Annotated in this window: 23 protein-coding genes; 16 read left to right on the top strand and 7 right to left on the bottom strand. The window is 58.7% G+C overall.

The features are described from left to right. Window positions 1-10: 10 nt before the first annotated feature. From L1249_RS08200 to L1249_RS08170, 7 genes are read left to right on the top strand one after another with little or no spacing between them, the layout of a single operon-like run. The gene (locus L1249_RS08200; RefSeq protein WP_058577496.1) at window positions 11-2,458 is read left to right on the top strand and encodes an LPS-assembly protein LptD; all 2,448 of its coding nucleotides are present in this window, start codon (window positions 11-13) and stop codon (window positions 2,456-2,458) included. A gap of 37 nt (window positions 2,459-2,495) precedes the next feature. After that, the gene (locus L1249_RS08195; RefSeq protein WP_054641172.1) at window positions 2,496-3,536 is read left to right on the top strand and encodes a peptidylprolyl isomerase; all 1,041 of its coding nucleotides are present in this window, start codon (window positions 2,496-2,498) and stop codon (window positions 3,534-3,536) included. Then, window positions 3,536-4,579: a 4-hydroxythreonine-4-phosphate dehydrogenase PdxA gene (gene pdxA, locus L1249_RS08190; protein ID WP_058577497.1), complete on the top strand. Its 1,044-nt coding sequence runs from the start codon at window positions 3,536-3,538 to the stop codon at window positions 4,577-4,579. Before L1249_RS08195 ends, pdxA begins: the two co-directional genes overlap by 1 nt. Before the next feature lie 26 nt (window positions 4,580-4,605). Next, window positions 4,606-5,454: a 16S rRNA (adenine(1518)-N(6)/adenine(1519)-N(6))-dimethyltransferase RsmA gene (gene rsmA / locus L1249_RS08185; RefSeq protein WP_044629672.1), complete on the top strand. Its 849-nt coding sequence runs from the start codon at window positions 4,606-4,608 to the stop codon at window positions 5,452-5,454. Next, window positions 5,451-5,828 carry a Co2+/Mg2+ efflux protein ApaG gene (gene apaG / locus L1249_RS08180; protein ID WP_044629671.1) on the top strand — a complete coding sequence of 126 codons (378 nt, stop codon included), beginning with the start codon at window positions 5,451-5,453 and terminating at the stop codon, window positions 5,826-5,828. Before rsmA ends, apaG begins: the two co-directional genes overlap by 4 nt. 22 nt (window positions 5,829-5,850) lie before the next feature. Then, window positions 5,851-6,666, top strand: coding sequence for a symmetrical bis(5'-nucleosyl)-tetraphosphatase (locus tag L1249_RS08175; RefSeq protein ID WP_044629670.1), 816 nt, complete (start codon window positions 5,851-5,853; stop codon window positions 6,664-6,666). Further along, window positions 6,667-7,794 (top strand): polynucleotide adenylyltransferase, encoded by a 1,128-nt coding sequence (locus L1249_RS08170; RefSeq protein WP_044629669.1) that lies wholly within the window; start codon window positions 6,667-6,669, stop codon window positions 7,792-7,794. It abuts the gene before it with no gap. A 5-nt stretch (window positions 7,795-7,799) separates the two neighbouring features. On the opposite strand, the gene folK is transcribed toward L1249_RS08170, so the two are convergent. Next, window positions 7,800-8,345: a 2-amino-4-hydroxy-6-hydroxymethyldihydropteridine diphosphokinase gene (gene folK / locus L1249_RS08165; protein WP_044629668.1), complete on the bottom strand. Its 546-nt coding sequence runs from the start codon at window positions 8,343-8,345 to the stop codon at window positions 7,800-7,802. After that, a complete protein-coding gene (gene folB / locus L1249_RS08160; protein ID WP_044629667.1) occupies window positions 8,342-8,722 on the bottom strand; it encodes a dihydroneopterin aldolase in 381 nt (126 codons plus the stop codon). Before folB ends, folK begins: the two co-directional genes overlap by 4 nt. Window positions 8,723-8,823: 101 nt before the next feature. On the opposite strand from folB, the gene plsY reads away from it, so the two are divergent. Next, on the top strand, window positions 8,824-9,393 hold the full coding sequence (plsY, locus tag L1249_RS08155) for a glycerol-3-phosphate 1-O-acyltransferase PlsY (RefSeq protein ID WP_044629666.1): 570 nt from the start codon (window positions 8,824-8,826) through the stop codon (window positions 9,391-9,393). 37 nt (window positions 9,394-9,430) lie between these two features. Here plsY and tsaD read toward each other — a convergent pair whose 3' ends face one another. Then, window positions 9,431-10,474, bottom strand: coding sequence for a tRNA (adenosine(37)-N6)-threonylcarbamoyltransferase complex transferase subunit TsaD (gene tsaD, locus L1249_RS08150; RefSeq protein ID WP_044629665.1), 1,044 nt, complete (start codon window positions 10,472-10,474; stop codon window positions 9,431-9,433). A gap of 200 nt (window positions 10,475-10,674) precedes the next feature. Here tsaD and rpsU point away from each other — a divergent pair, with 200 nt between their 5' ends. From rpsU to rpoD, 3 genes are all read left to right on the top strand, one after another. Further along, window positions 10,675-10,890, top strand: coding sequence for a 30S ribosomal protein S21 (gene rpsU, locus L1249_RS08145; RefSeq protein WP_016416934.1), 216 nt, complete (start codon window positions 10,675-10,677; stop codon window positions 10,888-10,890). A 187-nt stretch (window positions 10,891-11,077) separates the two neighbouring features. Further along, window positions 11,078-12,937: a DNA primase gene (dnaG, locus tag L1249_RS08140; protein WP_228168296.1), complete on the top strand. Its 1,860-nt coding sequence runs from the start codon at window positions 11,078-11,080 to the stop codon at window positions 12,935-12,937. Between the two features lie 235 nt (window positions 12,938-13,172). After that, window positions 13,173-15,029 carry an RNA polymerase sigma factor RpoD gene (rpoD, locus tag L1249_RS08135; RefSeq protein WP_044629663.1) on the top strand — a complete coding sequence of 619 codons (1,857 nt, stop codon included), beginning with the start codon at window positions 13,173-13,175 and terminating at the stop codon, window positions 15,027-15,029. A gap of 109 nt (window positions 15,030-15,138) precedes the next feature. Here the strand turns inward: rpoD and L1249_RS08130 are convergent, their stop codons facing one another. After that, window positions 15,139-16,710 carry an AbgT family transporter gene (locus L1249_RS08130; RefSeq protein WP_228168295.1) on the bottom strand — a complete coding sequence of 524 codons (1,572 nt, stop codon included), beginning with the start codon at window positions 16,708-16,710 and terminating at the stop codon, window positions 15,139-15,141. Window positions 16,711-16,887: 177 nt separating this feature from the next. Continuing rightward, the gene (locus tag L1249_RS08125; RefSeq protein ID WP_058577503.1) at window positions 16,888-17,526 is read right to left on the bottom strand and encodes a hypothetical protein; all 639 of its coding nucleotides are present in this window, start codon (window positions 17,524-17,526) and stop codon (window positions 16,888-16,890) included. A gap of 182 nt (window positions 17,527-17,708) precedes the next feature. Here L1249_RS08125 and L1249_RS08120 point away from each other — a divergent pair, with 182 nt between their 5' ends. Beyond that, window positions 17,709-19,076, top strand: a complete 1,368-nt coding sequence (locus L1249_RS08120; protein ID WP_044629660.1) for an L-serine ammonia-lyase — start codon at window positions 17,709-17,711, stop codon at window positions 19,074-19,076. On the opposite strand, the gene L1249_RS08115 is transcribed toward L1249_RS08120, so the two are convergent. Continuing rightward, window positions 19,073-19,960, bottom strand: coding sequence for a LysR family transcriptional regulator (locus L1249_RS08115; RefSeq protein ID WP_044629659.1), 888 nt, complete (start codon window positions 19,958-19,960; stop codon window positions 19,073-19,075). The two genes, L1249_RS08120 and L1249_RS08115, sit on opposite strands and share 4 nt — an antisense overlap. A gap of 124 nt (window positions 19,961-20,084) precedes the next feature. On the opposite strand from L1249_RS08115, the gene L1249_RS08110 reads away from it, so the two are divergent. From L1249_RS08110 to mtgA, 4 genes are all read left to right on the top strand, one after another. Continuing rightward, window positions 20,085-21,074 carry an MBL fold metallo-hydrolase gene (locus L1249_RS08110; RefSeq protein WP_228168294.1) on the top strand — a complete coding sequence of 330 codons (990 nt, stop codon included), beginning with the start codon at window positions 20,085-20,087 and terminating at the stop codon, window positions 21,072-21,074. Between the two features lie 88 nt (window positions 21,075-21,162). Next, window positions 21,163-22,272, top strand: a complete 1,110-nt coding sequence (locus L1249_RS08105; protein ID WP_044629657.1) for an S-(hydroxymethyl)glutathione dehydrogenase/class III alcohol dehydrogenase — start codon at window positions 21,163-21,165, stop codon at window positions 22,270-22,272. Window positions 22,273-22,352: 80 nt separating this feature from the next. Next, complete coding sequence (fghA, locus tag L1249_RS08100; RefSeq protein ID WP_228168293.1) at window positions 22,353-23,207, top strand: S-formylglutathione hydrolase; 855 nt, start codon at window positions 22,353-22,355, stop codon at window positions 23,205-23,207. Between the two features lie 12 nt (window positions 23,208-23,219). After that, the gene (mtgA, locus tag L1249_RS08095) at window positions 23,220-23,936 is read left to right on the top strand and encodes a monofunctional biosynthetic peptidoglycan transglycosylase (protein WP_044629655.1); all 717 of its coding nucleotides are present in this window, start codon (window positions 23,220-23,222) and stop codon (window positions 23,934-23,936) included. A 93-nt stretch (window positions 23,937-24,029) separates the two neighbouring features. Here mtgA and iscB read toward each other — a convergent pair. Beyond that, window positions 24,030-24,877, bottom strand: an 848-nt coding sequence (gene iscB, locus L1249_RS08090; RefSeq protein WP_235253491.1) for an RNA-guided endonuclease IscB, incomplete at its 5' end; no start/stop codon positions are given.

The raw sequence follows: 24,877 nt of genomic DNA, 5'->3' as shown, positions 1-24,877 counted from the left end.
GATAACGAACATGGGCAAGCGAATCTCGCGCACCGTACCGGTTGCGCATACGCTGCTGGGCAGTTTGCTCGCTGGCGCCTCGTTTTCAGCGGTGGCGCAGGACCAAACCCTGCCCGCAGAAGCGCTGGACTGGCAGGCCTGGAGCCAAGACGAAGCGCCGCAACAGCTATGTCGGGGGCGCTATGTGATGCCCGCCTACCGCTTGCCAGCGGAAGAGAACCCGGAAACGCTCTCGGTAGAAACCCGGGAAGTGGATTACGCCGCAGACGGTGAAGCCCTGCTGCGTGGCGACGTGGTACTACGCCGGGGCGATACCGAACTGCAGGCAGAGCGCGTCTTTCTACCCGCAGACCGTCAGCAGGTGGATGCTGAGGGCAACCTGGCTATCCGCGATGGACAAGCCCTGGTGCGTGGCGAGCAAGCCACCCTCATGCTGAACGAAGACCGCGCCTCGCTGCGTAACAGCCACTATGTGCTCTACGACCAGCACCTGCGCGGCCAGGCCAGCCAGCTAGAGCAGACCGGCGAAAATCAGTACCGCCTTCAGGAGGCCACGTTTACCACCTGTGACCCCGGCGCCAATAGCTGGCAGTTGGTAGGTAGTGATATTCGCCTCGATCAAGCCTCGGGGTTTGGCACTGCCCGCCATGCGCGCCTGGAAGTTAAAGATGTGCCGGTATTTTACTGGCCGTGGCTGCGCTTCCCCATTGATGACCGCCGCCATACCGGGCTGCTCTCGCCGTCAGTGAGCTTCTCAAGCGATGGCTTTGATTATACCCAGCCTTTCTACTGGAACATTGCACCGAACCAGGATGCCACCATTACCCCGCGCTGGATGTCTGACCGAGGACTGCTGCTCAACGGCGAGTACCGCTACCTGCTGGAAGAGAGCCAAGGCTTGGTCGAGGGCGGTTATCTCGATAGCGACGGCGGCACCAATAGAGGTGACAACCGCTTTGAAGGCGACGACCGCTGGTACATTGATGCCCAGCACGCGGGCACGTTAACGCCCCGCAGTGATTACCGGCTCCGTTACGGCGCCGCCAGCGACGGGCGCTATTTCGACGACTTTGGCGGCGAGTTCGGCAACAGCGACCGCGTCAGTATGGAGCGCCTTGCCCAGGTCGATTATCGCGGCGAGCGCTGGCAGTTAGACGCCCGCGCCCAGGGCTTCCAACGTTTGGAAGACCCGCTCAGCGATACCGACCGTCCGTTCTACCGCCTGCCGAGTTTGACCGCCAATGCCAACTGGCAGCTAGACAACGGCCTGTATACCCAGTGGCGCTCGAACGCGACCTACTTCTGGCGCGACGTGGATGAGCGGCGAGTTCCGGAGCGCGAGGCGGCCATCGGTTCGCGCCTTCACCTGACGCCTGCGGTGGGCTGGCGCTATGAGCAGCCCTGGGGCTATATCGAGCCACGCACCGAGCTTTGGCACACCGCGTACGAATTGGATTATGGCGACCGCGTGACCGATCGCACGACCTCACCGACGCGCAGCGTGGCGATCACTTCCATCGACAGCGGCCTGGTATTTGAGCGTGAGCTTGAGCTAGGCGGGCGCGGTTATCGCCAGACGCTTGAACCCCGCGTTAACTATGCCTACGTGCCGCGTACCGACCAGACCCAGCTGCCGTACTTCGATAGCCGTGAACGGGTATTCTCCTGGGATCAGCTCTGGTCCCCGCACCGCTTCTCGGGGGCTGACCGGGTCGGTGATCTGAATCGCGTCTCGTTGGGCGTACAGTCACGCTTGATCGAAGATAGCGCTGGTCGGGACCGACTCACCTTCGGCGTCGGTCAAAGCTACTACTTCTCCGAGCGGCGCATCGATAGCGAAGGCGACCCGGACACGCTGCCGCCGCGCCCCAGCGAAGACCCTTCCGTGAATCCGGAAAGCCGCTATCAGGCCACCCGTGACCGCTCTCCGCTGGTCACTCGCCTGGATTGGCAAATATCGGATCGCTGGAGTACCGGCTACGAATGGCTCTACGATGACGAGCGTGAACAGACCGAGCGCTCCAGTGTGGATGTACGCTATCGCCACCCGGAAGGGCACGTAGTGAACCTTGGCTACCGTTGGGAGATCGAAGGGTTCGATCCGAGCGTGATACCCGGCGACTATGGCTTCCGTGACTACAGTCGCGAAGAGTGGGATCTTTCGCTGGCGTGGAAAGCGAACCCAAGGATTGATTTGATTGGCCGCTACCTGCACGATCAAACCAACAACCGTCCCCTGGAACAGCTCGCGGGCCTGCAGTGGAACGACTGCTGCTATGGCGTACAGCTGGTATGGCGTGAATGGATCGACGATAACGATACGGCGCGGGTTGGCGATGACTTCAACGACCGCGGGCTATTTTTGCGCTTTGTGTTTCGTGGTCTAGGTGGCGTGGGTCAAGAGGCCGACGGCTACTTTGAGCAGGCGATTCCTGGCTACCGTCCCACGCCCTTATGAACGACCACTTTAAAATAGCGACTGAAAGAGACTTTTTATGATGATCAGAAAGACCTTGCTGAGCTGCGCGCTGAAGAAACGAGCCACCCAGCTGTCCGCAGGCAGCCTGATGGTGCTCTGCCTGAGCACGGGTGCGGCGCTGGTTCCGCTGACCGTGCATGCGCAAAATTTCGAGTCGGCCCAGCGTCAGCAGTTGGATAGCGTCGTCGCGGTCGTCAATGATGGCGTCATCATGCGCAGCGAGTTGGATGACCGCATTGCCCAGGTGGAGCAGCAAGCAGCGGCTCAGGGCGGCAATTTGCCGCCGCGTAACCAGCTGGCCCAGCAAGTGTTGGAGCGTATGGTCATGGATGAAATCCAGCTGCAAATGGCCCGCCGAGCCAATCTGAGTGTGGATGACACCGAACTCAACCGCCAGCTACGCAGCATTGCCGAATCCAACAACATGACGCTGGATCAGTTTGCCGATGCGGTAGAAGCCGACGGCATTACTCTGGCCGACGTGCGCGAAGACGTACGCCGTGAAATGTTGATGCGTCAAGTACAGCAGCGCCAGATCAGTCAGCGCGTCACGGTCTCCGATCGCGATGTGGAGCGTTTCTTGAGCCAGCAGCCAAGCCAGCAGCAGGGGCAAGCCTTTATCGAAGAGACCCGTGCCCGCCATATCCTGGTGGAACTGACGCCTACGCGTAACGAGAACCAAGCCCGCGCCCGCGCAGAAGAGGCTCGCCAGCGTTTACAGCAGGGCGCAGACTTCGCGTCGGTGGCCCGTGAGTACAGCGACGATCGTGGTAGCGCCATGAACGGCGGCGACCTGGGCTGGGTGCGCCCTGGCCAAACGGTCCCTGCGTTCGAAGAAGCCATGACGTCTCTCAGCCCGAACCAGCTCTCCGAGCCTGTGCGCTCGCAGTTCGGCTATCACGTCATCGAAGTGCTGGAGCGTCGCCGTCAGGACGTGACCGAAGAGAGCCGTCGTGAGCAGGTGCGCCAAGCGATTTTCCAGCGTCGTGCCAACGAAGAGCTGCAAACCTGGCAGCGTGAAATCCGTGAACAGGCCTTCGTGGATATTCGTCTCTAATGACGCGGCCGCTGCTGTTGACCACCGGTGAGCCTGCGGGCATCGGGCCAGAGCTTGCGCTGATGCTGGCCGCTCGTGGGCAATTAGCCAACACGGTGGCGGTGGGTGACCCGCAGATGCTGCGCCAGCGCGCCGCGCTGCTCGGGCTGGCCGTAGAGGTCGTCGAGGCCGCGCCGGGTGGCTTGGATATATCCTCTCCAGGGCGTTTGGTGGTGTGGCCCGCCACACTGCGAGCGCCTGCCACGCCTGGGGTGCTCGATCCCGCCAATGCCCGCTACGTGTTGGAGACACTGCAAATTGCCGTAGACGCCTGCCAAGCAGGGCAGGCTGCGGCAATGGTCACCGCGCCGCTGCATAAAGGGGTCATCATCGAAGGGGGCTTTCCCCACTTCACCGGCCATACCGAGTGGTTGCGCGACGCCTGTGGCGTCGATGAGGTGGTGATGCTGCTGGCGACCGATGCCGCGCTGCATGCCAAGAACCCGCTTTGGCAAGGCAGCGGCGATTTGCGCGTGGCGCTGGTGACGACTCATCTGCCGCTGCGTGACGTGGCCGATGCCATCACGTTCGAGCGGGTCACCCAGATTAGCCGCTTACTGGCCGCTGACCTGCGGCGCCAATTTGGCATCTTGAATCCGCGCATTGCGGTGTGCGGCCTCAACCCCCATGCCGGGGAAGAAGGGCATTTGGGGCGCGAAGAGCTGGACACGATCATTCCGGCCCTCGACGCGCTGCGTGCCGACGGGTTGGATATCCAAGGGCCGCTGCCCGCCGATACGCTGTTCACTCCACGCCACCTAGCCGGAGTCGATGCGGTGCTGGCGATGTATCACGACCAGGGCTTGGCAGTGCTAAAATACGCAGGCTTTGGGCAAGCTGCGAATATTACCCTCGGCCTACCGCTGGTACGTACTTCAGTGGACCACGGCACCGCGCTGGATTTGGCGGGCCGCGGCACTGCCGACCCCAACAGCCTGGGCGTCGCGCTATCGCTTGCACAGCGGCTTGCTGCCCAGCGTGCCAGCACCCTGGCCGCTCCATGAATCAACCCTCCAAGGAACACTGTTAGATGTCTCAAGTGCCTCAGCAGCACCGCGCTCGTAAACGTTTCGGTCAAAACTTTCTGCGGGATCTCGGTATTATTTCTCGTATCATCCGCGCCATTGGGCCACGTGAAGGTGACCGACTCGTTGAAATCGGCCCTGGGCAAGGGGCACTGACGGCGCCGCTGTTAGAGGCGACTGGCAAGCTGGAAGTAATCGAACTCGACCGCGACCTGATTCCTGGCCTACGGGTGCAGTTTTTCAACTACCCCGAGTTCGTGATTCACGAAGGCGACGCGCTGAAGTTCGATTTTGCCGAGCTGAAGGGCGATGGCCCGGCGCTGAGGGTAGTGGGTAACCTGCCTTACAACATCTCCACGCCTTTGATCGTGCATTTGCTGACCATGGGCAATGCCATTGCCGATATGCACTTTATGCTGCAAAAAGAGGTGGTGGAGCGCTTGGCTGCCGAGCCGGGCAGCACCGACTGGGGCCGCCTTTCGGTGATGGCGCAGTACTACTGCCAAGTGGACCAGCTGTTCATCGTACCGCCGGAGGCCTTTGTACCGCGTCCGAAGGTAGATTCCGCGATTGTGCGCTTAACGCCCCACGAACACCTGCCCCACACCGCCGATGACCCGACGCTGCTGTTCGAGCTGGTGAAGCTGGCCTTTGGCCAGCGGCGTAAAACCCTGCGGAATAACCTGAAAGGGCGGGTGAGTGCCGACACGTTGGAAGCGCTAGGCATTGACCCTGCACGGCGGCCGCAAACTCTAACCGTGGCGGAGTACGTGGCAATTGCCAACCAAGTAGCCGCCGATGAGGCGGCCAGCGCAGTGGCTAACGGTGATACTAAGGGGAGTGATGAGGCTTGAGCGGTTTAGACATTGAGGTGAGCGTCACGCCGGAGTTTCGTGACGCAGAGTCTAGCGACAGTGAATCCCGCTACGTGTTTAGCTACACGGTGACGGTTCATAACCAAAGCCCGCACAGCGTACAGCTAATGGCGCGTTACTGGAAAATCACCCAGGGCAGCGGCGACAGCCAAGAGGTGCGTGGCAAGGGCGTGGTGGGCCAGCAGCCGCTGATTGGCCCTGGCCAGCGTTTTCGTTATACCAGCCGGGCGATTTTGCAAACGCCGGTCGGTGTGATGGAGGGTGCCTACACCCTGCTTAATACGTATACCCAGCGGGCTTTTGATGTGCCCGTTTCGCCTTTTCGTCTAGCGGTGCCCCGTCAACTGCACTGAACTCTGTTAGCCGGGAATGCCCATGAGTATCTATGTCATTGGCGACCTGCACGGCTGCCATGTTGAATTTATTAGCCTGCTGGAAGCAATAGACTTTAACCCGACCCACGATACGCTCTGGCTGGTTGGGGATTTGATTAACCGTGGCCCAGGGTCGCTTGCCTGCCTGCAGGAAGCTAAAGCGCTGGGCAGTGCCGTGCGCTGTGTGCTCGGTAACCACGATTTTCACCTGCTGGTGGTCGCCCGCGGGGGCGGCAGATTGAAGAAAAACGATACGCTGGACGATATTCTCGCCTCGCCCCAGCGGGAAGCGCTGCTGGATTGGCTGCAGAGCCAGCCGTTAGCGATTCAAGCAGGCAATACGTTAATGACCCACGCCGGAGTGTTGCCGAGCTGGAGTGCTGAGCAGGCGCTGGCGCTGAGCGGTGAAGTGCAGGCGGCGCTACACAGTGAAAGCGCGGGTGCGTTTCTGACCCAGTTGTTTGGTAATCAGCCTGACCGTTTCCGGGAGGACTTGGAAGGCGTGGATCGCCTGCGCTGCATCGTTAACGTGTTTACCCGCATGCGCTTCATTGATGCGCAGGAGCGCCTCGATTTTGCCGCCAAGGAGGGGCTCGATAGCGCACCGGCAGGCTTTGCCCCCTGGTTTCAATTTGCTCGTCAGGATGATCTGCACATTCTGTTTGGCCACTGGGCGGCACTGGAAGGGCGCACGCCGAATGCGAAGATCAACGTTCAAGGGCTAGATACCGGCTGCGTGTGGGGTGGCTCGCTCACCGCGATGAACCTGGACACCGGTGAACGTACTAGCGTGCCGAGCCTGCAAGGAGGCCGTTAAGTGTTTCAACAGGATGCATTGACCCAAGGGCTTGACGTTTACCGGGTAGGCGGCGCGGTGCGGGATGCGCTGCTTGGCTGGCCAGTAGTGGACCACGACTGGGTGGTGGTGGGTGCCACACCGGAAGCGATGCGTCAGCGGGGCTTTAAACCCGTTGGCCGAGATTTTCCGGTGTTTTTGCACCCGCACACCGCGGAAGAGTATGCGCTGGCGCGCACCGAGCGTAAGTCCGGCCATGGCTACAGTGGTTTCGAGGTGTATGCCAGCCCCGATGTAACACTGGAAGAGGATCTCTCCCGGCGTGACCTAACGATCAATGCCATTGCCCAAGGGCCAGGCGGCCAACTGACAGACCCCTTTCACGGCCAGCAGGATATAGAGCAGCGCCTGCTGCGCCATGTATCGCCTGCGTTTAGCGAAGACCCGCTGCGGGTGCTGCGTACTGCGCGCTTTTTAGCCCGCTATGCTCACTTGGGTTTTACCATTGCCCCAGATACCCACACGCTGATGCGTGAAGTGAGCCAAAGCGGTGAGCTTGGCCACTTAGCCGCAGAGCGGGTGTGGATAGAAACCGAGAAAGCATTGGGTGAACCCAATCCTGAACAATATTTCACCACGCTAAACGAGTGCCAGGCGCTTGCCACTTGGTGGCCTGAGCTTGCCGAGGGCGAGACGTTGACTGCTGCCCTCGATGCGCTAGCCAGCGCGCCTGAGACCTCGTCACCCGCGCTGGCCCACTGGCGCTATGCGCTATTGGTATCGGTGCTTAGTGATGAGCAGCGCGACGCGCTAGCGAGCAGGCTGCGGCTGCCCAACTCAGTAGCGCAGTTGGCTCGCCATACCGCGCTGACTAAAGCGTTGCTCAATGAACCGTTAAACGGCGAGCGAGTGTTGCACTGGCTGGAGCGGCTGGATGGCTGGCGTAAACCTGCCCAGGTAGCGGCGCAGCTGGCGCTTGTTAGTCGTCTGGCACCTGAGCGCCAAGCTGTGCTGCGCGCTGCGTGGCAGGCAGCGCAAGCGGTAAGCCCGCAAGCGCTGCTGAGCGAGGGGTATCGGGGAGCGGCATTAGGAGAAGCGCTGCGCCAGCATCGGCAGAGGGCGGTGGCAGGTGCGTTAGGCGAGGGGTAGTCGCGCTAGCGCGGCATCGCCGCACGAGGCTGCGGATCTGCTTGGGAAATCCAACGGCCCCGCCAGTGAAAATCAATCGCCCACAGGCGCTGGTCACCTAATGTGAAGCGCTTCCAGAGTGTAGCGTAGGATGTTTGGCAGGCGGGGTGGCGCTCGTTGGGTAACAGTTCAGCGAGTGGCTGGAGCACAAAGGCATTGCGGGTGATTTCCGCGCGGGGCAGGGCGACGCCATCAATCGTATCGCAGACACTGCCGACGGTCAGCAGGTCGATATCCAGAGCACGGGGGCTGTATTTAGCCATGTTGGGGGTGCGGCCATGATCAATCTCAAGCTGCTTAGACCACGCCTGGAGCTCACCCACCGACCAGTCGCTATCAAACGCCACCACTAAGTTGTAAAAGTTGCGGCTGTCCTTGAAACCTACGGGCTCGCTTTCAAAAATGCGCGATATCTGTAGGCGGCCAAACGTAGCTTCTAGAGCATCCAGGCAGAGGCGAATATGCGTGTCGGGATCAATGTTGCTGCCTAGACTGAGAGTTACCAGGCTCATAAGTTCGGGTCCTTGGTAGCCTCCGGCAGCGTACCGCGAGTGATTTCAAGACCAACGCTTGCCGCTTGAGGCACCGCGCCCGGCTTTCGGACGGTCATGCGCAGCCAGCTAATCGGGAATTCATGTTGCAAGCAGGCGGCGAGACGTTCAGCGAAGGTTTCTACCAAGGCGAACTGATGCTCGTCGGCGAACTGCTGGATTCGCTGGCATATCGCGGCATAATCAAGCGTTAAGCGTAAATCATCCGTAGCGGCCGCTGGCCGAATATCCGTTGCCAGCGATAGATCCAGGCTCAGCGATTGCGTTATCGTGCGTTCCCAGTCGTACACACCGATGACGGTGTCTACGGTGAGTGCTTCGATCAAAATGCGGTCCACAGGCCTTCCCCAGGGTCAACAAGCGGGCGATTGTACTTGAGGATGACCAGAAACGACAGTAAGGCAGCGGCGTTGGCCGCTAATGCCAGGGTGGGCAGGCCATGATATGGATAGTGATCGGCTATTTAAGCGGCAGTTGGCTGGCGGCAGTGAGTGTATGTCGGTGGGCCGGTGTGACGGATCCACGGTTTTGCGGCTCTTACAACCCAGGATTTTCGAACGTGCTCCGCCTGTATGGTCCAAGGCTCGCCGCGGCCACGCTGCTGCTCGATGCGTTAAAAGGGGTGCCTGCAGTGCTGGCCGCCAAGCTGCTGGCGCTGCCGGTATGGCTGCAGGGGCTTGTCGGCTTGGCTGTGCTGCTGGGACACAGCTACCCGATTTGGTTTAGCTTCCGTGGTGGAAAGTCGGTCTCCAGTGCGTTTGGCGTGTTGCTGGTATTGGTGCCCAGCGTGGCGCTGATCACGGCGCTTTGCTGGGCGCTACTCGCATGGCGTTTGCGTACCGCAGCGGCAGCCTCGCTTATTAGCGCGCTACTGGCCCCGCTGCTGTGCCTCTGGCTAGCCCCCGGCTACGTCAGCGTTGTAGGGGGCTTTAGCCTGCTCGTATTGGCCCGCCATGGCCTCAATATTCGCCGCTTACGCCGTGGGGAAGAGCCGCCCCTACGCGGATAGCCCTACGCGGATAGCCCTACGCGGATAGGCGCGAGAGCTACCGTGGTGCTGTAAGCGTATCGAGCGGCCAGCGAGGGGTCGCCTGCATTATGCCGTTGTCATCACGCTCGCCGGCTGCCAAGCGCTGCGCACCGACATAGGCAATCATGGCGCCGTTGTCGGTACAAAAGCGCCCGCGAGGGTAATAAGCACGGGCTTGGCGCTTTTGGGTCTCCAGCGCTAGCCGTTCACGCAAGCGCGTATTGGCGCTCACGCCACCTGCCATAACAATGCGCTTTAGCCCGGTTTGGTCGAGCGCTCGGCGGCATTTGATCACCAGCGTATCCACCACGGCCTCTTCAAAGGCCCGGGCCACATCTGCTTTGGCCTGCTCATCCAGCTCGCCCGCTGCTTCTAACTGGCGAATCGCCGTCAGGGTATGGGTTTTTAAACCGGAGAAACTAAAATCCAGCCCCGGACGATCAGTCATTGGGCGCGGAAAACGAAAGCGCTTTGGGTCGCCCTGTTCGGCAAGCTTTGCGACCAGCGGGCCGCCTGGATAAGCAAGGCCGAGCATTTTGGCGGCCTTGTCGAAAGCCTCCCCGGCGGCGTCATCCACCGACTCCCCCAGCAGTTGGTAGTGCCCTAACCCCTGTACTTCGACTAGCTGAGTGTGGCCGCCCGAGACCAGAAGGGCCACGAACGGGAACTCCGGCGCGTCATCTTCCAGCATCGGGGCGAGAAGGTGGCCCTCCATGTGGTGAACGCCCAGCACCGGTATGTTCAGAGCTTTGGCCATGCCGTGAGCGGTGCTAGCGCCCACCATCAAGGCACCAACCAGGCCCGGTCCGGCAGTGTAGGCGATACCGTCCAGGTCTTGACGGGTGAGGTTGGCATCCTTCAGTACTTGCTCAATTAGCGGCAATAGCTTGTGGGTGTGATCCCGAGAGGCCAGCTCAGGCACAACGCCGCCATACTCCGCATGCATGGCGATTTGGCTATACAGCGCATCGGACAGCAGACCCTGTCCACCGGTGAACGCGGTATCGTAAATAGCGACGCCAGTTTCATCGCAAGACGTTTCAATGCCCAGTACGCGCATGGCAAAAGAACTCGTGTAGGTGGTAAGGCAGAGGTTTAAAACCGGCTAGTCTAGCATTATGGCAGTAGAGGGGCGTAAGCATTTGCAAAGATCGCCAACCGCGACTAGACTACTGTGCGCTGTAAAACTGGGTCGTACACCGTTGTGTTCGGTGTGCGAACTATCCGAACTCAAGACTCCTTAAGGTAGGTGAGTGCTTAATGCCTTCTGTAAAAGTACGTGATAACGAGCCGTTTGACGTCGCCCTGCGTCGCTTCAAGCGTTCTTGCGAAAAAGCTGGCGTTCTGTCTGAAGTACGTCGTCGCGAGCACTACGAGAAGCCGACTGCTGAGCGTAAACGCAAAGCGGCCGCTGCCGTAAAACGTCACGCCAAGAAGTTGCAGCGTGAGCGTAAGCGTTTCGAACGGCTCTATTGATCCGTACCTGGAGAGAGCCAGAGCGGTTGGCTGGTTGTCTCAAGAGGGATGCCAAGCGGCCGCCACTAGGTGGCCGTTTGTTTTTCGTTCTGTGATGTGTGTTTTGCGCGGTTTAAGGTGATCAGGCGCGCTGTCTGATGACGTTAGACTCGCCCATTAGCGCTTCGCGCGAGGATGCCCGCAGTTCATGGCAGGCCAAATTCCACAGCGTTTCATTGACGATCTGCTCGGCCGCGTTGACGTGGTGGAGGTTGTCGGCGAGCGCGTGCAGCTCAAGAAAGCGGGTCGTAACTTCTCCGGTTTGTGTCCTTTCCATCAAGAAAAAACGCCGTCGTTTACGGTGAGTGCCGATAAACAGTTCTACCACTGTTTTGGCTGTGGCGCTCATGGCAACGCGCTGCGCTTTTTGATGGAGTGCGACAAGCTGCCGTTCCCCGAGGCGGTAGAGCAGTTGGCCGGGCGTTTAGGTCTCGATGTTCCCCGTGAGGGAGCGGATGACCCGCGTGCTCAGCAGCGCGAGAAAAAGCGTAAAGAGGGCGTCAACCTGCTGGAAGTGGCCGCCAGCTTCTACCGTGAGCGGCTGAAAATGCAGGAGGGTCAAAGTGCTCAGCGCTACCTGCAGGGCCGTGGACTGTCGCCAGAGGTCATCGACACCTATGGTATTGGTTATGCACCGGGTGGCTGGGAGGCGCTCAAGCAGCATCTGTCGGCAAAAGGGATCGGCGAGCCGGTACAGGTCGAGTACGGACTGCTGATCCACCGCGAAGACACTGGGCGCACCTACGATCGTTTTCGCGACCGAGTGATGTTTCCCATCCGCGACTTGCGTGGCCGTACCCTAGGCTTTGGCGGCCGGGTCATGGGGGATGAACAGCCCAAATATCTTAATTCACCAGAAACGCCTGTCTTTCATAAAGGGCGCGAGCTATATGGTTTGTACGAGGCGCGTCAAGCGTCTAGCAAACTTGAGCAGTTGGTGATGGTCGAAGGCTATATGGACGTGGTGGCGCTGGCTCAGTTCGGCATTCATAACGCCGTCGCTACGTTGGGCACGGCGACCACGGAAGATCACTTGAGCCGCCTGTTTCGTTTGGTGAGCCGGGTAGTGTTCTGCTTCGACGGTGACCGGGCGGGCCGCCAAGCGGCAAGTCGCGCGTTGGAAACCGCACTCCCGCAGATGATCGATGGGCGCGAGGCAAGGTTTCTGTTTTTGCCGGAAGGTGACGACCCGGATTCGCTGGTGCGTCGCGAGGGCAGAGAGGCGTTCGAAGATCGTGTCACCTGTGCGATGCCGCTCTCGGAGTTTCTCTTCGAGCAGGCCGCCCAGGGGCGCGATTTGAATACCGTGGAAGGGCGCGAGCGATTTGCCACCCAGGTGCTAGAGGCATTGAACAAAGTGCCTGAAGGCATGCTCAAATCGCTACTGCTTGAATCACTGGCAAAGCGTAGCGGGCTGGCACAGTCGCAGTTGCAGGCGCTGTTAGATAAGCGCACGGCAGATGCCGCTGCAAAAGCGTTGCCGCAGTGGGGGCCTGTTGAGGAGCCAGCCGCTGAAATGGTGCCAGAGCAGGCGCTGCCTCGCTCGGCGGCACGTGGCCGCCGCCAAGGGGCAAGGCTGCAAACGCTCTCTACGGTGAGCCGTATTGTGCAACTGCTGCTTCATGAGCCGCGTTTGGTGGCGTCGCTACCCGAATCGCTGGATTGGCTGCCAGAAAATAGTGAAGAGGCGCCGCTGTGCCGCGCTTTAATCGAGCTGCTGCGCGCCGGACGCTATCGCAGTCCGCAGGTGGTGTTAGCGCATTTTCAGGGTAGTCATGAGGGGCAGATCTTAGCAGAGCTGGCGCAGCGGGAACTGCTGATTCCTAAGAGTACAAGGGAAGCAGAGCTAAGCGGGCTGGTAGAGCATTTGGTCGAGAAGCAGCGTAAGCGTTCGCCCCAGGAAGAGTACGATGCGCTGTTGGCATTAGAGCGTTCTGGCCAGAAGCTGGATAAAGCTCAGCGGCAGCGGTTGGCGAGTCTGATGATGAAGCTAATTCAGCGCACATGAGGGCGTCAAACCAAAGCAATTCGCACAGTGGGGTTGAATTAACAAGCTTCAGCACCACATACAGGGTTAGTCGCCAGGCGCTGGCCTAACCGAACAACCTAACACACCTGAATGACCGCGCAAATACGTTTCGCTGGAAAAAATCCCGTTATTTACGCTATACTGTTCGGCTTGTTGAGTTTAATCGATTCAGCGCCCCAGGTGTTTCATTCTTCTTCGTCGAGATAGGGTTTCTATGGCTGGAAATGCGCAGCAGCAGTCACGTCTGAAGGAGTTGATCGCGCGCGGCAAGGAGCAGGGCTACCTGACCTATGCCGAGGTCAACGACCATCTACCCGAGGATATCGCCGACCCGGATCAAGTGGAAGACATCATTGGCATGATCAACGACATGGGTATCAGTGTCGTTGAGGAAGCGCCAGATGAAGACACTTTGATGATGTCGGATCACTCCACGGACGAGTCCGCTGCGGAAGAGGCCGTTGCGGCACTCGCCGCCGTGGAAAGCGACGTAGGTCGCACCACCGACCCCGTACGTATGTATATGCGTGAAATGGGAACGGTTGAGCTTTTGACCCGTGAAGGCGAAATCGAAATCGCCAAGCGGATCGAAGAAGGCACGCGGGAAGTGATGTCCGCACTGGCTTATTTGCCGGGTGCAGTTGCCTCTATTCTCGAAGCCTACGACGCTACCCAGGATGAAGAAGCACCTGGGCGCCTATCTGACCTGTTCTCTGGCTTTATCGACCCCGACGAAGGTATTCCGGGTGTTGCTGAAGCGGAAGTGCCGGAGCCTGTCGTTGAGACTGAGCTGAGCGATGATGACGATATCGACAGCGACGATGACGACGAAGAGGACGACACTACCGCCAGTGAAGGTGGCCCGGACCCCGAAGAGGCGAAGGCACGTTTTGAGCAGATTCGTGAGCAAAATGCTGCCGTTGAAGCAGTGCTGGCCAAGCATGGTCGGGGTAGCGCTGAGCTCAAGGCTGAACAAGCCCGCCTAGCGGAGCTGTTCTCGCCGATTAAGCTGGTGCCTAAACACTTTGAGCGTTTGGTCGGTCAGATACGTATCAGCGTTGAACAGGTGCGTGCCCAAGAAAAAGCGGTCATGCAGCTGTGCGTCAAGAAAGCCAAGGTGCCGCGCAAGACGTTCATCAAGTCGTTCCCGGGCCACGAGTCGGATCCGACGTGGCTGGACGCCTTCCAAGAAGCGCATCCCAAGTACGCTGACCGCTTAGAGCCACTGCGTGCCGATATCGCCCGCGCTCAGCGTAAGATTGCCTTCGAAGAGGACATGGTGCAGCTCTCGGTAGCCGATCTGAAAGAGGTCAACCGCAAGCTGTCGATTGGCGAAGCGAAAGCACGTCGTGCCAAGAAAGAGATGGTCGAGGCGAACTTGCGCTTGGTGATCTCGATTGCCAAGAAGTACACCAACCGTGGCCTGCAGTTCCTGGACCTGATCCAGGAAGGCAACATCGGCTTGATGAAGGCGGTAGACAAGTTCGAATACCGTCGTGGCTACAAGTTCTCGACCTACGCGACATGGTGGATTCGTCAGGCGATCACCCGCTCTATTGCGGATCAGGCGCGTACCATTCGCATCCCGGTACACATGATTGAGACGATCAACAAGCTCAACCGTGTTTCCCGCCAGATGCTGCAAGAGATGGGTCGTGAGCCGACGCCGGAAGAGCTGGGCGAACGCCTGGAAATGCCGGAAGACAAGGTGCGCAAGGTGCTCAAAATCGCCAAAGAGCCGATCTCCATGGAGACGCCGATTGGTGATGACGACGATTCGCACCTGGGTGACTTTATCGAAGACGGCACCATGTTGCTGCCGATCGATATGGCCACCGGCGAAGGCTTGATCGAAGCAACCCGCAACGTGCTGGGTGGCTTGACTGCCCGCGAAGCGAAAGTCCTGCGTATGCGCTTTGGTATTGATATGAATACTGACCACACGCTGGAAGAGGTGGGCAAACAGTTTGACGTCACCCGTGAGCGGATTCGTCAGATCGAGGCCAAAGCGCTGCGCAAGCTGCGTCACCCCAGCCGCTCAGAACCGCTTCGTTCGTTCCTAGACGAGTAAAGCCGCGAGTAGTGAAGAGTGAGTGGTGAAATAGAGTCGCCACGAAGACCGAAAAGCCCGCCGTTCTCTGAACGGCGGGCTTTTCGGTTTATGTTATGCCGTTTAAAGCTTAGAGCGTGTAGTAAGTGGCAGAGCCTGGACCAACCGGCAAGCCAAGAATAAACACCCAGATAAAGAACAGCACGCTCCAACCGATCAGCATGAACAGCGTGTAAGGCAGCATGAGAGCGACCAGCGTGCCGATGCCCATGTCGTTACGATAACGGGTCGCCACTGCGAGAATCAGGCCAAAGTAGCTCATCATGGGCGTAATCAGGTTGGTGACGGAATCGCCGATCCTATACGCCGCCTGAATGACTTCGGGCGCGTAACCCATGAGCATCAGCATGGGGACGAAGATAGGGGCAGTGACCGCCCACTGCGCCGACGCGCTACCCAGCGACAGGTTCACGAAGGCGCACATGAGGATGAACAGCGCAAACAGGCCAGGGCCGCGCAAGCCAAGGGAGTCCAGCAGGTCAGCGCCCGCCACGGCAGTCACGGTGCCAAAATTACTCCAGTTGAACAGCGCCACGAACTGAGCGGCAAAGAACACCAGTACAATATAGAGCCCCAGGCTGCTCATGCTTTTGGCCATGGCATCGACGATATCGCGATCGTTTTGCATGGTGCCCGCGAGTCGGCCATAGACAAAGCCCAGCACGGTGAAGGCAATGGCGACGATAACCACAATACCGCGCAGGAAGGGCGAGCCGCTCACAAGGCCCGTCTCAGGGTTGCGCAGAATGCCACTCTCCGGCACTACCATGACGGCCACTAACGCTACCAGCGCCAGGGCAGCCAAGCCCGTACCTTTGAGTGCCCGTTTCTCTGTAGCGGTCAGACCCTCCATACGGTGCTGGTCGATATCGCTATCGGCATAGGCTGAATCGAATTTGCCAAGCTTGGGTTCCACGATGCGTTCGGTAACCAAACCGCCAATCAGGGTGACGAAGAACGTACTGGCAAACATGAAGAACCAGTTAGCCTCGGCGCCAACGATGTAGGCAGGGTCGAGCAGGCGCGCGGCTTCTTGGGTGATGCCGGAAAGCAGCGGGTCGACGGTGCCAATCAATAAGTTGGCGCTGTAGCCGCCGGAGACGCCACAAAACGCCGCCGCCAGACCCGCTAGCGGGTGCCGACCTAAGGAATGAAAGATCATCGCTGCTAGCGGAATCAGTACCACATAGCCAAGCTCGGCGGCCATGTTCGACATGATTCCGGCAAACACCACTGCATAGGTGACGATGCGTGGTGAACGGTTAAGCACTAGTGCGCGCATGCTAGCGGACAACAAGCCAGAGTGTTCGGCAACCCCGACTCCTAACATGGCCACCAGCACTGTGCCCAAAGGTGCAAAACCGGTGAAGTTGGTCACCATATTGGTGACGAGAAGGCGTAGCCCTTCCGCATTGAGCAGTGAATTCACCGCAATCCACTCGCCCTCGTTCGCTGGGCGCGGGTCGGCGACGGATACGCCCAGGGCGGCAGCGATACCGCTAGCCAGCACGACCAGTACACACAGAATGGCAAACAGTGTGACTGGGTGCGGTAATAGATTTCCCAGCCACTCGACGCTATCGAGAAAGCGGGTAAATGCTCCGCGTTTTAGGTTTTCTTCGCGATTTTGTGGGTTTGTCATAAGATTTATATCGTTGATAGGTTATTTTTCAGCAAAAATGCCCATGTAGGTTTGGTGGCTGACACTACGTTGATAATGCAAGCGGCGCAAATGGCTTTACGTATAGGGAGATGTAAAAAATGAAACACCGCTGACGCGGGGCGTCAGCGGTGTTTGGCTGGGGGGATAAGTGATTGGTTAAGGCGTTTGCCGTGCGCGATGGATGCGTCGTGCGAGAAAGAGAAGCTCGATGGTGGCAAACAGAATCAAGCTGTAGCCGAGTAGTTCGATGGCCTCTTCGGCAATGTCTTTGAAGTCACGGATATAGTGCTCTTGCAACACGGCTCGCCAAAAATCTTGGCGTCCATAAAGGCGAGAAAAGATATAGGTGACCAGCACGCCTGCCGCAAATAGGCCAAACGAGAAGGTGTTGCTGTAGTGGCGAAACTCCTCCAGAAAACGCTGGCGCTGGTACACGACCCAGGCCAGTGAGGGGAGGATGATCATGGTGACCAGGATTTTCCAGGTATGCCGTGCGACGTACTCATCGAGAAAGTAGTCCTGCTCACGTACCAGCGAGGCAGCGAGGAAGGCCAGCAGCAGAAGGGTCACCGTGGGCCATACTTTCAGTACATGGCGTACGTAGAGGAGCAGGGTGCAGCAACTGATCAGAATGAAGGTCTGGGTCAGCTCGGTGAACCCCAGCTCGGTATAGCGCACGCTAGGCAGATACAACGCTTCCAGATACGCGCCTTGGGCGATGCCTCCGATGAAGAGTATATAGAGTGTCGCGCGCAGCAGCGCAGTGCGAAAATCAATAGGCCAGGAGGGTGGCATCACGGTTCCTCTACGTCAGGCGAGATCAGTCAAACAACAAACATGCATGAATGGATGTTTATTATATCGTCACATTTCTATGCTCGCACGTCTAACTAGCTGAGAATTGCTCGACGGCTAGCCGGTTAGGCTACAAAGTAACGCTACAAGCGTAATAATTACCTCTCGGGGCAGGCTCTTTTATGGCAATTAGTGTGTTTGATCTGTTTCGGATTGGCATTGGCCCATCCAGCTCACATACCGTTGGGCCCATGCGGGCAGCGCGAGATTTCGTCATGGCGCTGACAGCGCCCAAGGTCAGCCGTGTTGTGGTAAGGCTGCACGGCTCGCTGGCAGCGACTGGTGTCGGTCACGGCACTGATAATGCCGTGGTGATGGGGTTGATGGGCGAGACGCCAGAGGCGGTTGACCTTGATACTATTGCCGAGCGCTTAGCCGCATTGGATAACAGCGAGCCATTGAGGCTTCCCAACGGCCAAGCGCTAGCGTTTCAGCGCGCACGTGATATCGAATGGGATGAGGCCTGCCTGCCGTTTCATCCTAACGCCATGGTACTCACGGCGTATGAAGGCGATACGGTGATCAGTACGAACACCTATTACTCCCTGGGCGGTGGATTTTATGTGGACCAGGCCTGCGCTGACCGAGGCGGGCTGGATGAAGACAAAACAGCGTTGCCTTATCCCTTTGAGTCAGCAAATGAGTTACTGACACTGTGCCAGCAGCACGGCCTAAGCATCAGCGAGCTGATGTTAGAAAACGAGAAAGCTTGGCGTAGCGAAGCCGCGATACGTGACGAATTACTCACCATCTGGCACGCCATGCGCCAGAGCATTGATAATGGCCTGGAGGCCACCGGGCGCCTACCGGGCGGCTTAAATGTCCGCCGCCGCGCTCATTCACTGCATCAGCAACTGCTCTCGCCGCCCGACAATCAGCGCCTGATTGTGACCAGTTTTACCGTGATGGACTGGGTCAACCTGTTTGCGCTAGCAGTGAACGAAGAGAATGCCGCTGGTAAGCGGATGGTGACCGCGCCTACCAACGGTGCCGCGGGTATCGTGCCCGCCGTGCTGGCGTACTATCTAAAGTTCGAGCCGGACGCCTGCGATGCCGATGTAGTGAATTTTTTGCTGACTGCCGGTGCCATGGGCATTCTATGCAAAAAGAACGCTTCAATTTCCGGCGCTGAAGTGGGGTGCCAGGGGGAGGTGGGCTCTGCCTGCGCCATGGCCGCGGCCGGGCTGGCCGAAGTGCTGGGCGGTACGCCCAAGCAGGTAGAAAACGCCGCGGAAATTGGCCTGGAACACAACTTAGGGCTCACCTGCGACCCGGTGGCAGGGTTGGTGCAGGTACCCTGTATTGAGCGCAACGCCATTGCCTCGGTGAAGGCGATCAATGCCGCACGCATGGCGCTGCACGGTGACGGCGACCACTTCGTCTCGCTGGATAAAGTGATCCGCACCATGCGCGATACCGGGCGCGATATGCAGGATAAGTACAAAGAGACCTCGAAAGGTGGTCTCGCAGTCAATACCATCGAATGCTAATGAGCGGGTAACAGAGTGTCGATATGGTCGACCAAATGGTCGACCAACTGACGAATCTTGGGCGATAAGTGGCGGTGGCGAGGGTACACCGCCCACACCGCCGTGTCGTGGTGTTGGAATGGCTCCAGCACCGACACTAACTCTCCACTGGCCAGATAAGGCGCCACGTAGTAATCCGGCAGCTGGGCGAGCCCCAGCCCTTTGAGGGCGGCATCCAGCAGGGCAGGCCCCGAGTTGCTGCTCCAGCACCCCTCTACCTTGACCTCTCGCCGCTGACCGTGCACTTCGAACAGCCAGTTGGGGCGCGACCCCAGCAGGCAGCGGTGTTGGCTCAGCTCGCCCAGCGTGTGGGGACGGGGCGCCTGACGAAAATAGGCCTGTGAGCCCACCACGTATTCGCGGCGTCCGCACAGCCGCCGGGCAATCAGGCTGGAGTCTTTCAACACCCCCATGCGAATGGCGATGTCGAAACCCTCTTCGATCAACTCCACCGGGCGATTGGTGAAGTGCATGTGTACTTCGAGCTGAGGGTGCAGGCACTGGAAATCATTGACCAGCGGGGCAATGTAGCGCTCGCCGAAAGTCGTTGCCGAGGTCAGTTTTAGTAGCCCATGGGGTTTGGCCTGCAGCTCGCTGATCGCCTGCTCGGCATCACGCAGCCCATCGAACAAATGGCGGCAGTGCTCCGCGTACAAGGCCCCAGCATCGGTCAGCCGAATCTGCCGTGTGGTGCGGTAGAGTAGCTGCACGCCTAGCTGGTTCTCTAGCTGGCTGACCAAACGGCTGATATGCGAGGTAGAGACTTTGAGGTGTCGAGCGGCGGCGGAAAAGGTGCCCAGCCTGACCACCTCGACGAAGGCTTCGATACGATCCCAGCGCTGCATGGCGAACCCTTAATTAAAGAGATTGTTGCTCAGGAGCAATAATCTTGTGAGTGTATCCCGCTTTATCTTTCTCGCCTAGCTGACCTACACTTCAGGTCTATCTCGCGTTTTCATGGAGTGTTTGATGATGGCGATGATCTCTTCACGCTGGTCTCGGCGTGCATTGGTGGCTGCTATCAGCGCCGGTTGGGTCGCTGCCGCTCAGGCAGAGGTGCCTGCCCAGCAGCAAGAGCAGGCATCGGGCTGGTTCCGTATGATGGTAGGCGATACCGAAGTGACGGCGCTGTACGATGGCCATACCACACTAGACACCTCGCTCTTAAAAGGCATGGAGCATGACGAGATTCTGCGCCATCTCGACGCATTGTTCATCGATGCCGAGAACGGCATGCAAACTGCCGTGAACGCTTTTTTGATTCACACCGGCCAGAACCTGGTGCTCGTTGATGCAGGGGCGGCGGCGTGCTTTGGTCCCACACTGGGCCAGGTCGAGCAGAATTTACGCGCGTCGGGCTATGCACCGGAACAGGTCGATACGATCTTGATGACCCACCTGCACCCGGACCATGTGTGCGGTTTGGTGGATGAGAACGGTGAGGCGGTCTATCCCAATGCCGAGCTGCGCGCCAGCGAAGGCGACGCTGACTTCTGGTTGGACGAAGAGCGCTCTCAAGCGCTTCCAGAGGAGGAGCGCGCCTTCTTTACCATGGCACAAGAGGCCGTGGCGCCCTATCAAGAGGCTGGCCGATTCAGCCCCTTTGCGCCGGGCGATGAGCTGCTGATGGGCATCGTTGCGCGGGATACTCACGGCCATACGCCGGGCCATGCGAGCTTTATGCTCAATAGTGGTGACGACGCCATGTTGGTATGGGGCGATGTCGTCCACAGCTACGGCGTGCAGTTTGCTGACCCAAGCGTTGCCATCGAATTCGATTCCGACCCCGAGCAAGCGGTACACACACGTGAAGCGGTGCTGGAGAGAGCGGTCGATGAGAAGCACTGGGTGGCCGGTGCTCACATGCCGTTCCCGGGCATCGGTCACATCGTCGAAGACGAAGAAGGCTACCGCTGGCTGCCCATTGAGTTTGCGCCTATCGCCCGCGATAGCGAGTAATCCACACCCTTGGTAAGTCGAGCGCGCCACGGCGTGCTCACTCACAGACATTTAAACGATAGTCAATAAACTTTAGCTAGGAGTGACCATGAAATCACGTGCTGCGGTTGCATTAGAAGCGGGTAAGCCGCTTGAGCTGGTTGAGATTGATGTTGAAGGCCCGAAGGCGGGAGAAGTGCTGGTGAAAATGGCCGCCACCAGCGTGTGTCACACAGACGCCTTTACGCTGTCCGGTGCCGACCCTGAGGGCAACTTCCCAGCCGTACTGGGCCACGAGGGCGCGGGCGTTGTTCAAGAAGTAGGCGAAGGTGTTACCAGCGTGAAACCTGGTGACCACGTTATTCCGCTCTACACCGCCGAGTGCGGCAAGTGTAAATTCTGCCTCTCAGGTAAAACCAACCTCTGTGGTAGCGTACGTGCGACCCAAGGTAAAGGTGTCATGCCAGACGGCACATCACGCTTCTCGCTAGACGGCAAAATGCTGCACCACTACATGGGCACCTCCACGTTTAGTGAGTACACCGTGTTGCCGGAAGTGTCGCTGGCGGTGGTCTCCAAAGAAGCGCCGATGGATAAAATCTGCCTGCTGGGCTGCGGTGTTACCACGGGTATTGGTGCCGTTATGAATACCGCGAAAGTAGAGCCCGGCTCTACCGTTGCCGTGTTCGGCTTGGGTGCCATTGGCTTGGCGGTGATTCAGGGGGCGGTGATGGCGAAAGCTTCTAAAATCATTGCGATTGATGTCAATCCAGACAAATTTGTGCTGGCCAAGCAGTTCGGCGCGACTGATTTCGTCAACCCCAAAGATTACAGTGACCCGATCCAACAGGTCATCGTTGATATGACCGATGGCGGCGTCGACTACTCGTTTGAGTGTATCGGCAACGTCAACGTCATGCGTTCAGCGCTTGAGTGCTGCCACAAAGGCTGGGGTGAATCGATCATTGTCGGCGTAGCAGGCGCAGGCGAAGAGATCTCAACCCGTCCCTTCCAGCTGGTCACCGGCCGGGTATGGAAAGGCTCGGCGTTCGGTGGTGTGAAAGGCCGTAGCGAGCTGCCGGGTTATGTAGAGCGTTATATGAACGGCGAGCTGAACATCGACGACTTCATTACCCATGACATGCCGTTTGAGAAGATCAACGAAGCTTTCGATCTGCTCCATGAAGGCAAGAGCATTCGTACCGTCCTGCATTACTGAGTATCACCTAGCGAAAGAAACCGGATAAACGAACGCGGTAGGGGCAACCCGCCGCGTTTCACTGTTTAAGGAGCCTGCCCATGAGCATGAGTGAAACCTTAGAACTGGTGTCGGCAAACCGCAGTTTTGGCGGTTGGCACAAGCGCTACCGCCACTACTCCCGAGCCCTGGATTGCGACATGGTCTTCGCCGTTTACCTGCCGCCGCAAGCAGAAAACGAGCGTGTTCCGCTGTTATGGTGGCTATCGGGCCTGACCTGCAACGACGAAAACTTTATGCAGAAGGCGGGCGCGCACCGCATTGCCGCCGAATTAGGCGTGGCGATCGTGTGCCCGGATACCAGCCCGCGTGGCACCGATCTCCCCGGCGAGCACGATAGCTATGACCTTGGCTCCGGGGCGGGTTTCTACGTGAACGCCACCCAGGCGCCCTGGAAGCCTCACTACCGCATGTACGATTACGTGGTCGAAGAGCTGCCGTCCGTGGTGCGTCAGCATTTTCCGGTCAATGGCCGCGAGTCGATCAGCGGGCACTCCATGGGAGGGCATGGTGCATTGATTCTGGCGCTGCGTCACCCGGGGCGCTTCCGCTCGGTATCGGCCTTTGCGCCGATCGTGAACCCGATGAACTGCCCTTGGGGGCAAAAAGCCTTCACCAGCTACCTCGGGGAAGATCAGACCCGCTGGCGCCAGTACGATGCCTGCGAGCTGGTGGCCAATGGTGCATCTCGCCAGCGGCTGTTCATCGATCAAGGGGAAGCCGATCAGTTCCTGGAAGAGCAGCTGATGCCCGAGCGTCTGGAAGCGGTATGCGCCGAGCATGATCACCCACTAACGCTGCGCCGTCAGCCAGGCTACGATCATAGTTACTTCTTCATCGCCTCGTTCATCGAGGACCATTTGCGCTATCATGCAGAACACCTCATGAAACGTTAAGGGTACCGAGACATGGTCAATCGCGCGCTGCGCCGAATTCTTCGTCTGCTTTGGCGTCTTGTTTGGCGTGGCACGCTGGCCTTTGTGCTGCTCTCCGTTGCCCTGGTGCTGCTATTTCGCTTTGTTCCGCCACCGGGCTCCATGGTGATGGTTGAACGTAAGGTGCAAAGCTGGATAAACAGCGAACCGGTTGATATTCAGCGCCAGTGGCGTAGTTGGGAGAATCTCTCGAATAACGCCAAGCTGGCGGTGATTGCCGCCGAGGATCAGCGTTTTCCTCAGCACCGTGGGTTTGATTTTGTGGAGATGCGTCGCGCCTGGGAAGCGAGCCGAGACGGTGAGCGGCTGCGCGGTGCCAGCACCTTGAGCCAACAAACCGCTAAAAACGTGTTCTTGTGGAGTGGGCGTAGCTGGGTACGCAAAGGGCTGGAAGCGTGGTTTACCCTCTTGATTGAAACGCTATGGGGCAAACAGCGGATACTAGAGGTATATCTCAACGTGGCGGAGTGGGATACCGGCGTTTTCGGTTTAGAAGCCGCGGCTAACCACTATTTCGGTGCCTCAGGAAGTGCATTGACCGAGAGGCAGGCAAGCCTGCTAGCCGCCATTTTACCCAATCCTCGGAATCGCAGTGCCTCTAGGCCCGACGCCCAGGTAGAGCGTCGCAGCCAATGGATTCGCCAGCAAATGCGTAATTTAGGCGGCACTTCCTTTCTTGAACGGCTTTAATCGTTCACAACTAACGAACCATCTGATTTTGCGCGGGGTACCCGGTACTTCTAGTGCCGGGAGGGATAGCGCGTCGCCCTCAGGGCGACTGAGTTACGCCACCGCCTGTCCCGCTCCTCCTGTTAGGTTGGTGAAGGGTGTGACGTAGTAGCCGTAGCCATCACTCCGTTGGATGAGGGTGCAGTATTTGTACGAGATATCAGACACCGTGCCCGCTGAACGTTGAATGTTGAAGCTCCCTCGCTTACGAACGGCGACACGGCCCGTATAGGTGCCAGCCTTCTTGCCGGTGGGTACTATCGCACGCACCATGTCGCCGGTTTGAAAGCCGTGCACCTGCTTCTGCCGCATCAGATAGCCACGCGGAAACCCGTGTTTCGTTAAGCGGGTGCGCTGGTAGCTGCCGCGCCCCATCGCCTTGATCGTCAGTGTCGGCACTGTCCAGTCATGCAGTTTCTCGAAAGCCCCGACACAAGCGGCGTCCAAGGCATGCGTCTTGGGGATGTTGAGGCGCTGTCGGTTGTATTTGGTGTGGCCACCGCTGCTCACAGCGACCGGTAAATCCGTGGTTTTGAGCGCGGAGAACAGCGCCCAGCGGGTCGCATTGACCGCACTGGCATCGCGCATCGGTTGCTTGAGCTGGCGCTGTACGCGATCTAAACGAGCGTCAGCGGCGTGGCCATTGGCTTTGAGGCGCTTTTTCAGGCCTTTGTTGGTGGCGAAAAAATCGGTCAGTGTCTGGCTATCTTTCTCGGCATTACAGGGATGGCAACTCAGCGTCAAATTGCTGACACGATTCGAGCCGCCGCGTGAACGCGGCACCACATGCTCGATTTCCAGCGGCGTGTCGCCGGTGCCACAGTAGGCACACTCACGCTCCCATTTTTCCAGCAGGTACTCGCGTACTTCGTAGCCCAACAGCGTGCCTTGCTGGTACTCCA

Source organism: Halomonas sp. Cn5-12 (genome assembly GCF_021532545.1).
In the GTDB taxonomy this organism is placed as follows: domain Bacteria; phylum Pseudomonadota; class Gammaproteobacteria; order Pseudomonadales; family Halomonadaceae; genus Vreelandella; species Vreelandella aquamarina.
Note: the sequence above shows the minus strand (reverse complement) of the source record. Positions and strands in the feature narration are given on the sequence as shown.

What these genes read in the sequence shown, in the direction of transcription:
- L1249_RS08200 (WP_058577496.1), top strand. Translation starts at nt 11, where the DNA reads ATGGGCAAGCGAATCTCGCGCACCGTACCGGTTGCGCATACGCTGCTG.
- L1249_RS08195 (WP_054641172.1), top strand. Translation starts at nt 2,496, where the DNA reads ATGATGATCAGAAAGACCTTGCTGAGCTGCGCGCTGAAGAAACGAGCC.
- pdxA (WP_058577497.1), top strand. Translation starts at nt 3,536, where the DNA reads ATGACGCGGCCGCTGCTGTTGACCACCGGTGAGCCTGCGGGCATCGGG.
- rsmA (WP_044629672.1), top strand. Translation starts at nt 4,606, where the DNA reads ATGTCTCAAGTGCCTCAGCAGCACCGCGCTCGTAAACGTTTCGGTCAA.
- L1249_RS08175 (WP_044629670.1), top strand. Translation starts at nt 5,851, where the DNA reads ATGAGTATCTATGTCATTGGCGACCTGCACGGCTGCCATGTTGAATTT.
- folK (WP_044629668.1), bottom strand. Translation starts at nt 8,345, where the DNA reads ATGAGCCTGGTAACTCTCAGTCTAGGCAGCAACATTGATCCCGACACG.
- plsY (WP_044629666.1), top strand. Translation starts at nt 8,824, where the DNA reads ATGATATGGATAGTGATCGGCTATTTAAGCGGCAGTTGGCTGGCGGCA.
- tsaD (WP_044629665.1), bottom strand. Translation starts at nt 10,474, where the DNA reads ATGCGCGTACTGGGCATTGAAACGTCTTGCGATGAAACTGGCGTCGCT.
- rpsU (WP_016416934.1), top strand. Translation starts at nt 10,675, where the DNA reads ATGCCTTCTGTAAAAGTACGTGATAACGAGCCGTTTGACGTCGCCCTG.
- dnaG (WP_228168296.1), top strand. Translation starts at nt 11,078, where the DNA reads ATGGCAGGCCAAATTCCACAGCGTTTCATTGACGATCTGCTCGGCCGC.
- rpoD (WP_044629663.1), top strand. Translation starts at nt 13,173, where the DNA reads ATGGCTGGAAATGCGCAGCAGCAGTCACGTCTGAAGGAGTTGATCGCG.
- L1249_RS08130 (WP_228168295.1), bottom strand. Translation starts at nt 16,710, where the DNA reads ATGACAAACCCACAAAATCGCGAAGAAAACCTAAAACGCGGAGCATTT.
- L1249_RS08125 (WP_058577503.1), bottom strand. Translation starts at nt 17,526, where the DNA reads ATGCCACCCTCCTGGCCTATTGATTTTCGCACTGCGCTGCTGCGCGCG.
- L1249_RS08120 (WP_044629660.1), top strand. Translation starts at nt 17,709, where the DNA reads ATGGCAATTAGTGTGTTTGATCTGTTTCGGATTGGCATTGGCCCATCC.
- L1249_RS08115 (WP_044629659.1), bottom strand. Translation starts at nt 19,960, where the DNA reads ATGCAGCGCTGGGATCGTATCGAAGCCTTCGTCGAGGTGGTCAGGCTG.
- L1249_RS08110 (WP_228168294.1), top strand. Translation starts at nt 20,085, where the DNA reads ATGATGGCGATGATCTCTTCACGCTGGTCTCGGCGTGCATTGGTGGCT.
- L1249_RS08105 (WP_044629657.1), top strand. Translation starts at nt 21,163, where the DNA reads ATGAAATCACGTGCTGCGGTTGCATTAGAAGCGGGTAAGCCGCTTGAG.
- fghA (WP_228168293.1), top strand. Translation starts at nt 22,353, where the DNA reads ATGAGCATGAGTGAAACCTTAGAACTGGTGTCGGCAAACCGCAGTTTT.
- mtgA (WP_044629655.1), top strand. Translation starts at nt 23,220, where the DNA reads ATGGTCAATCGCGCGCTGCGCCGAATTCTTCGTCTGCTTTGGCGTCTT.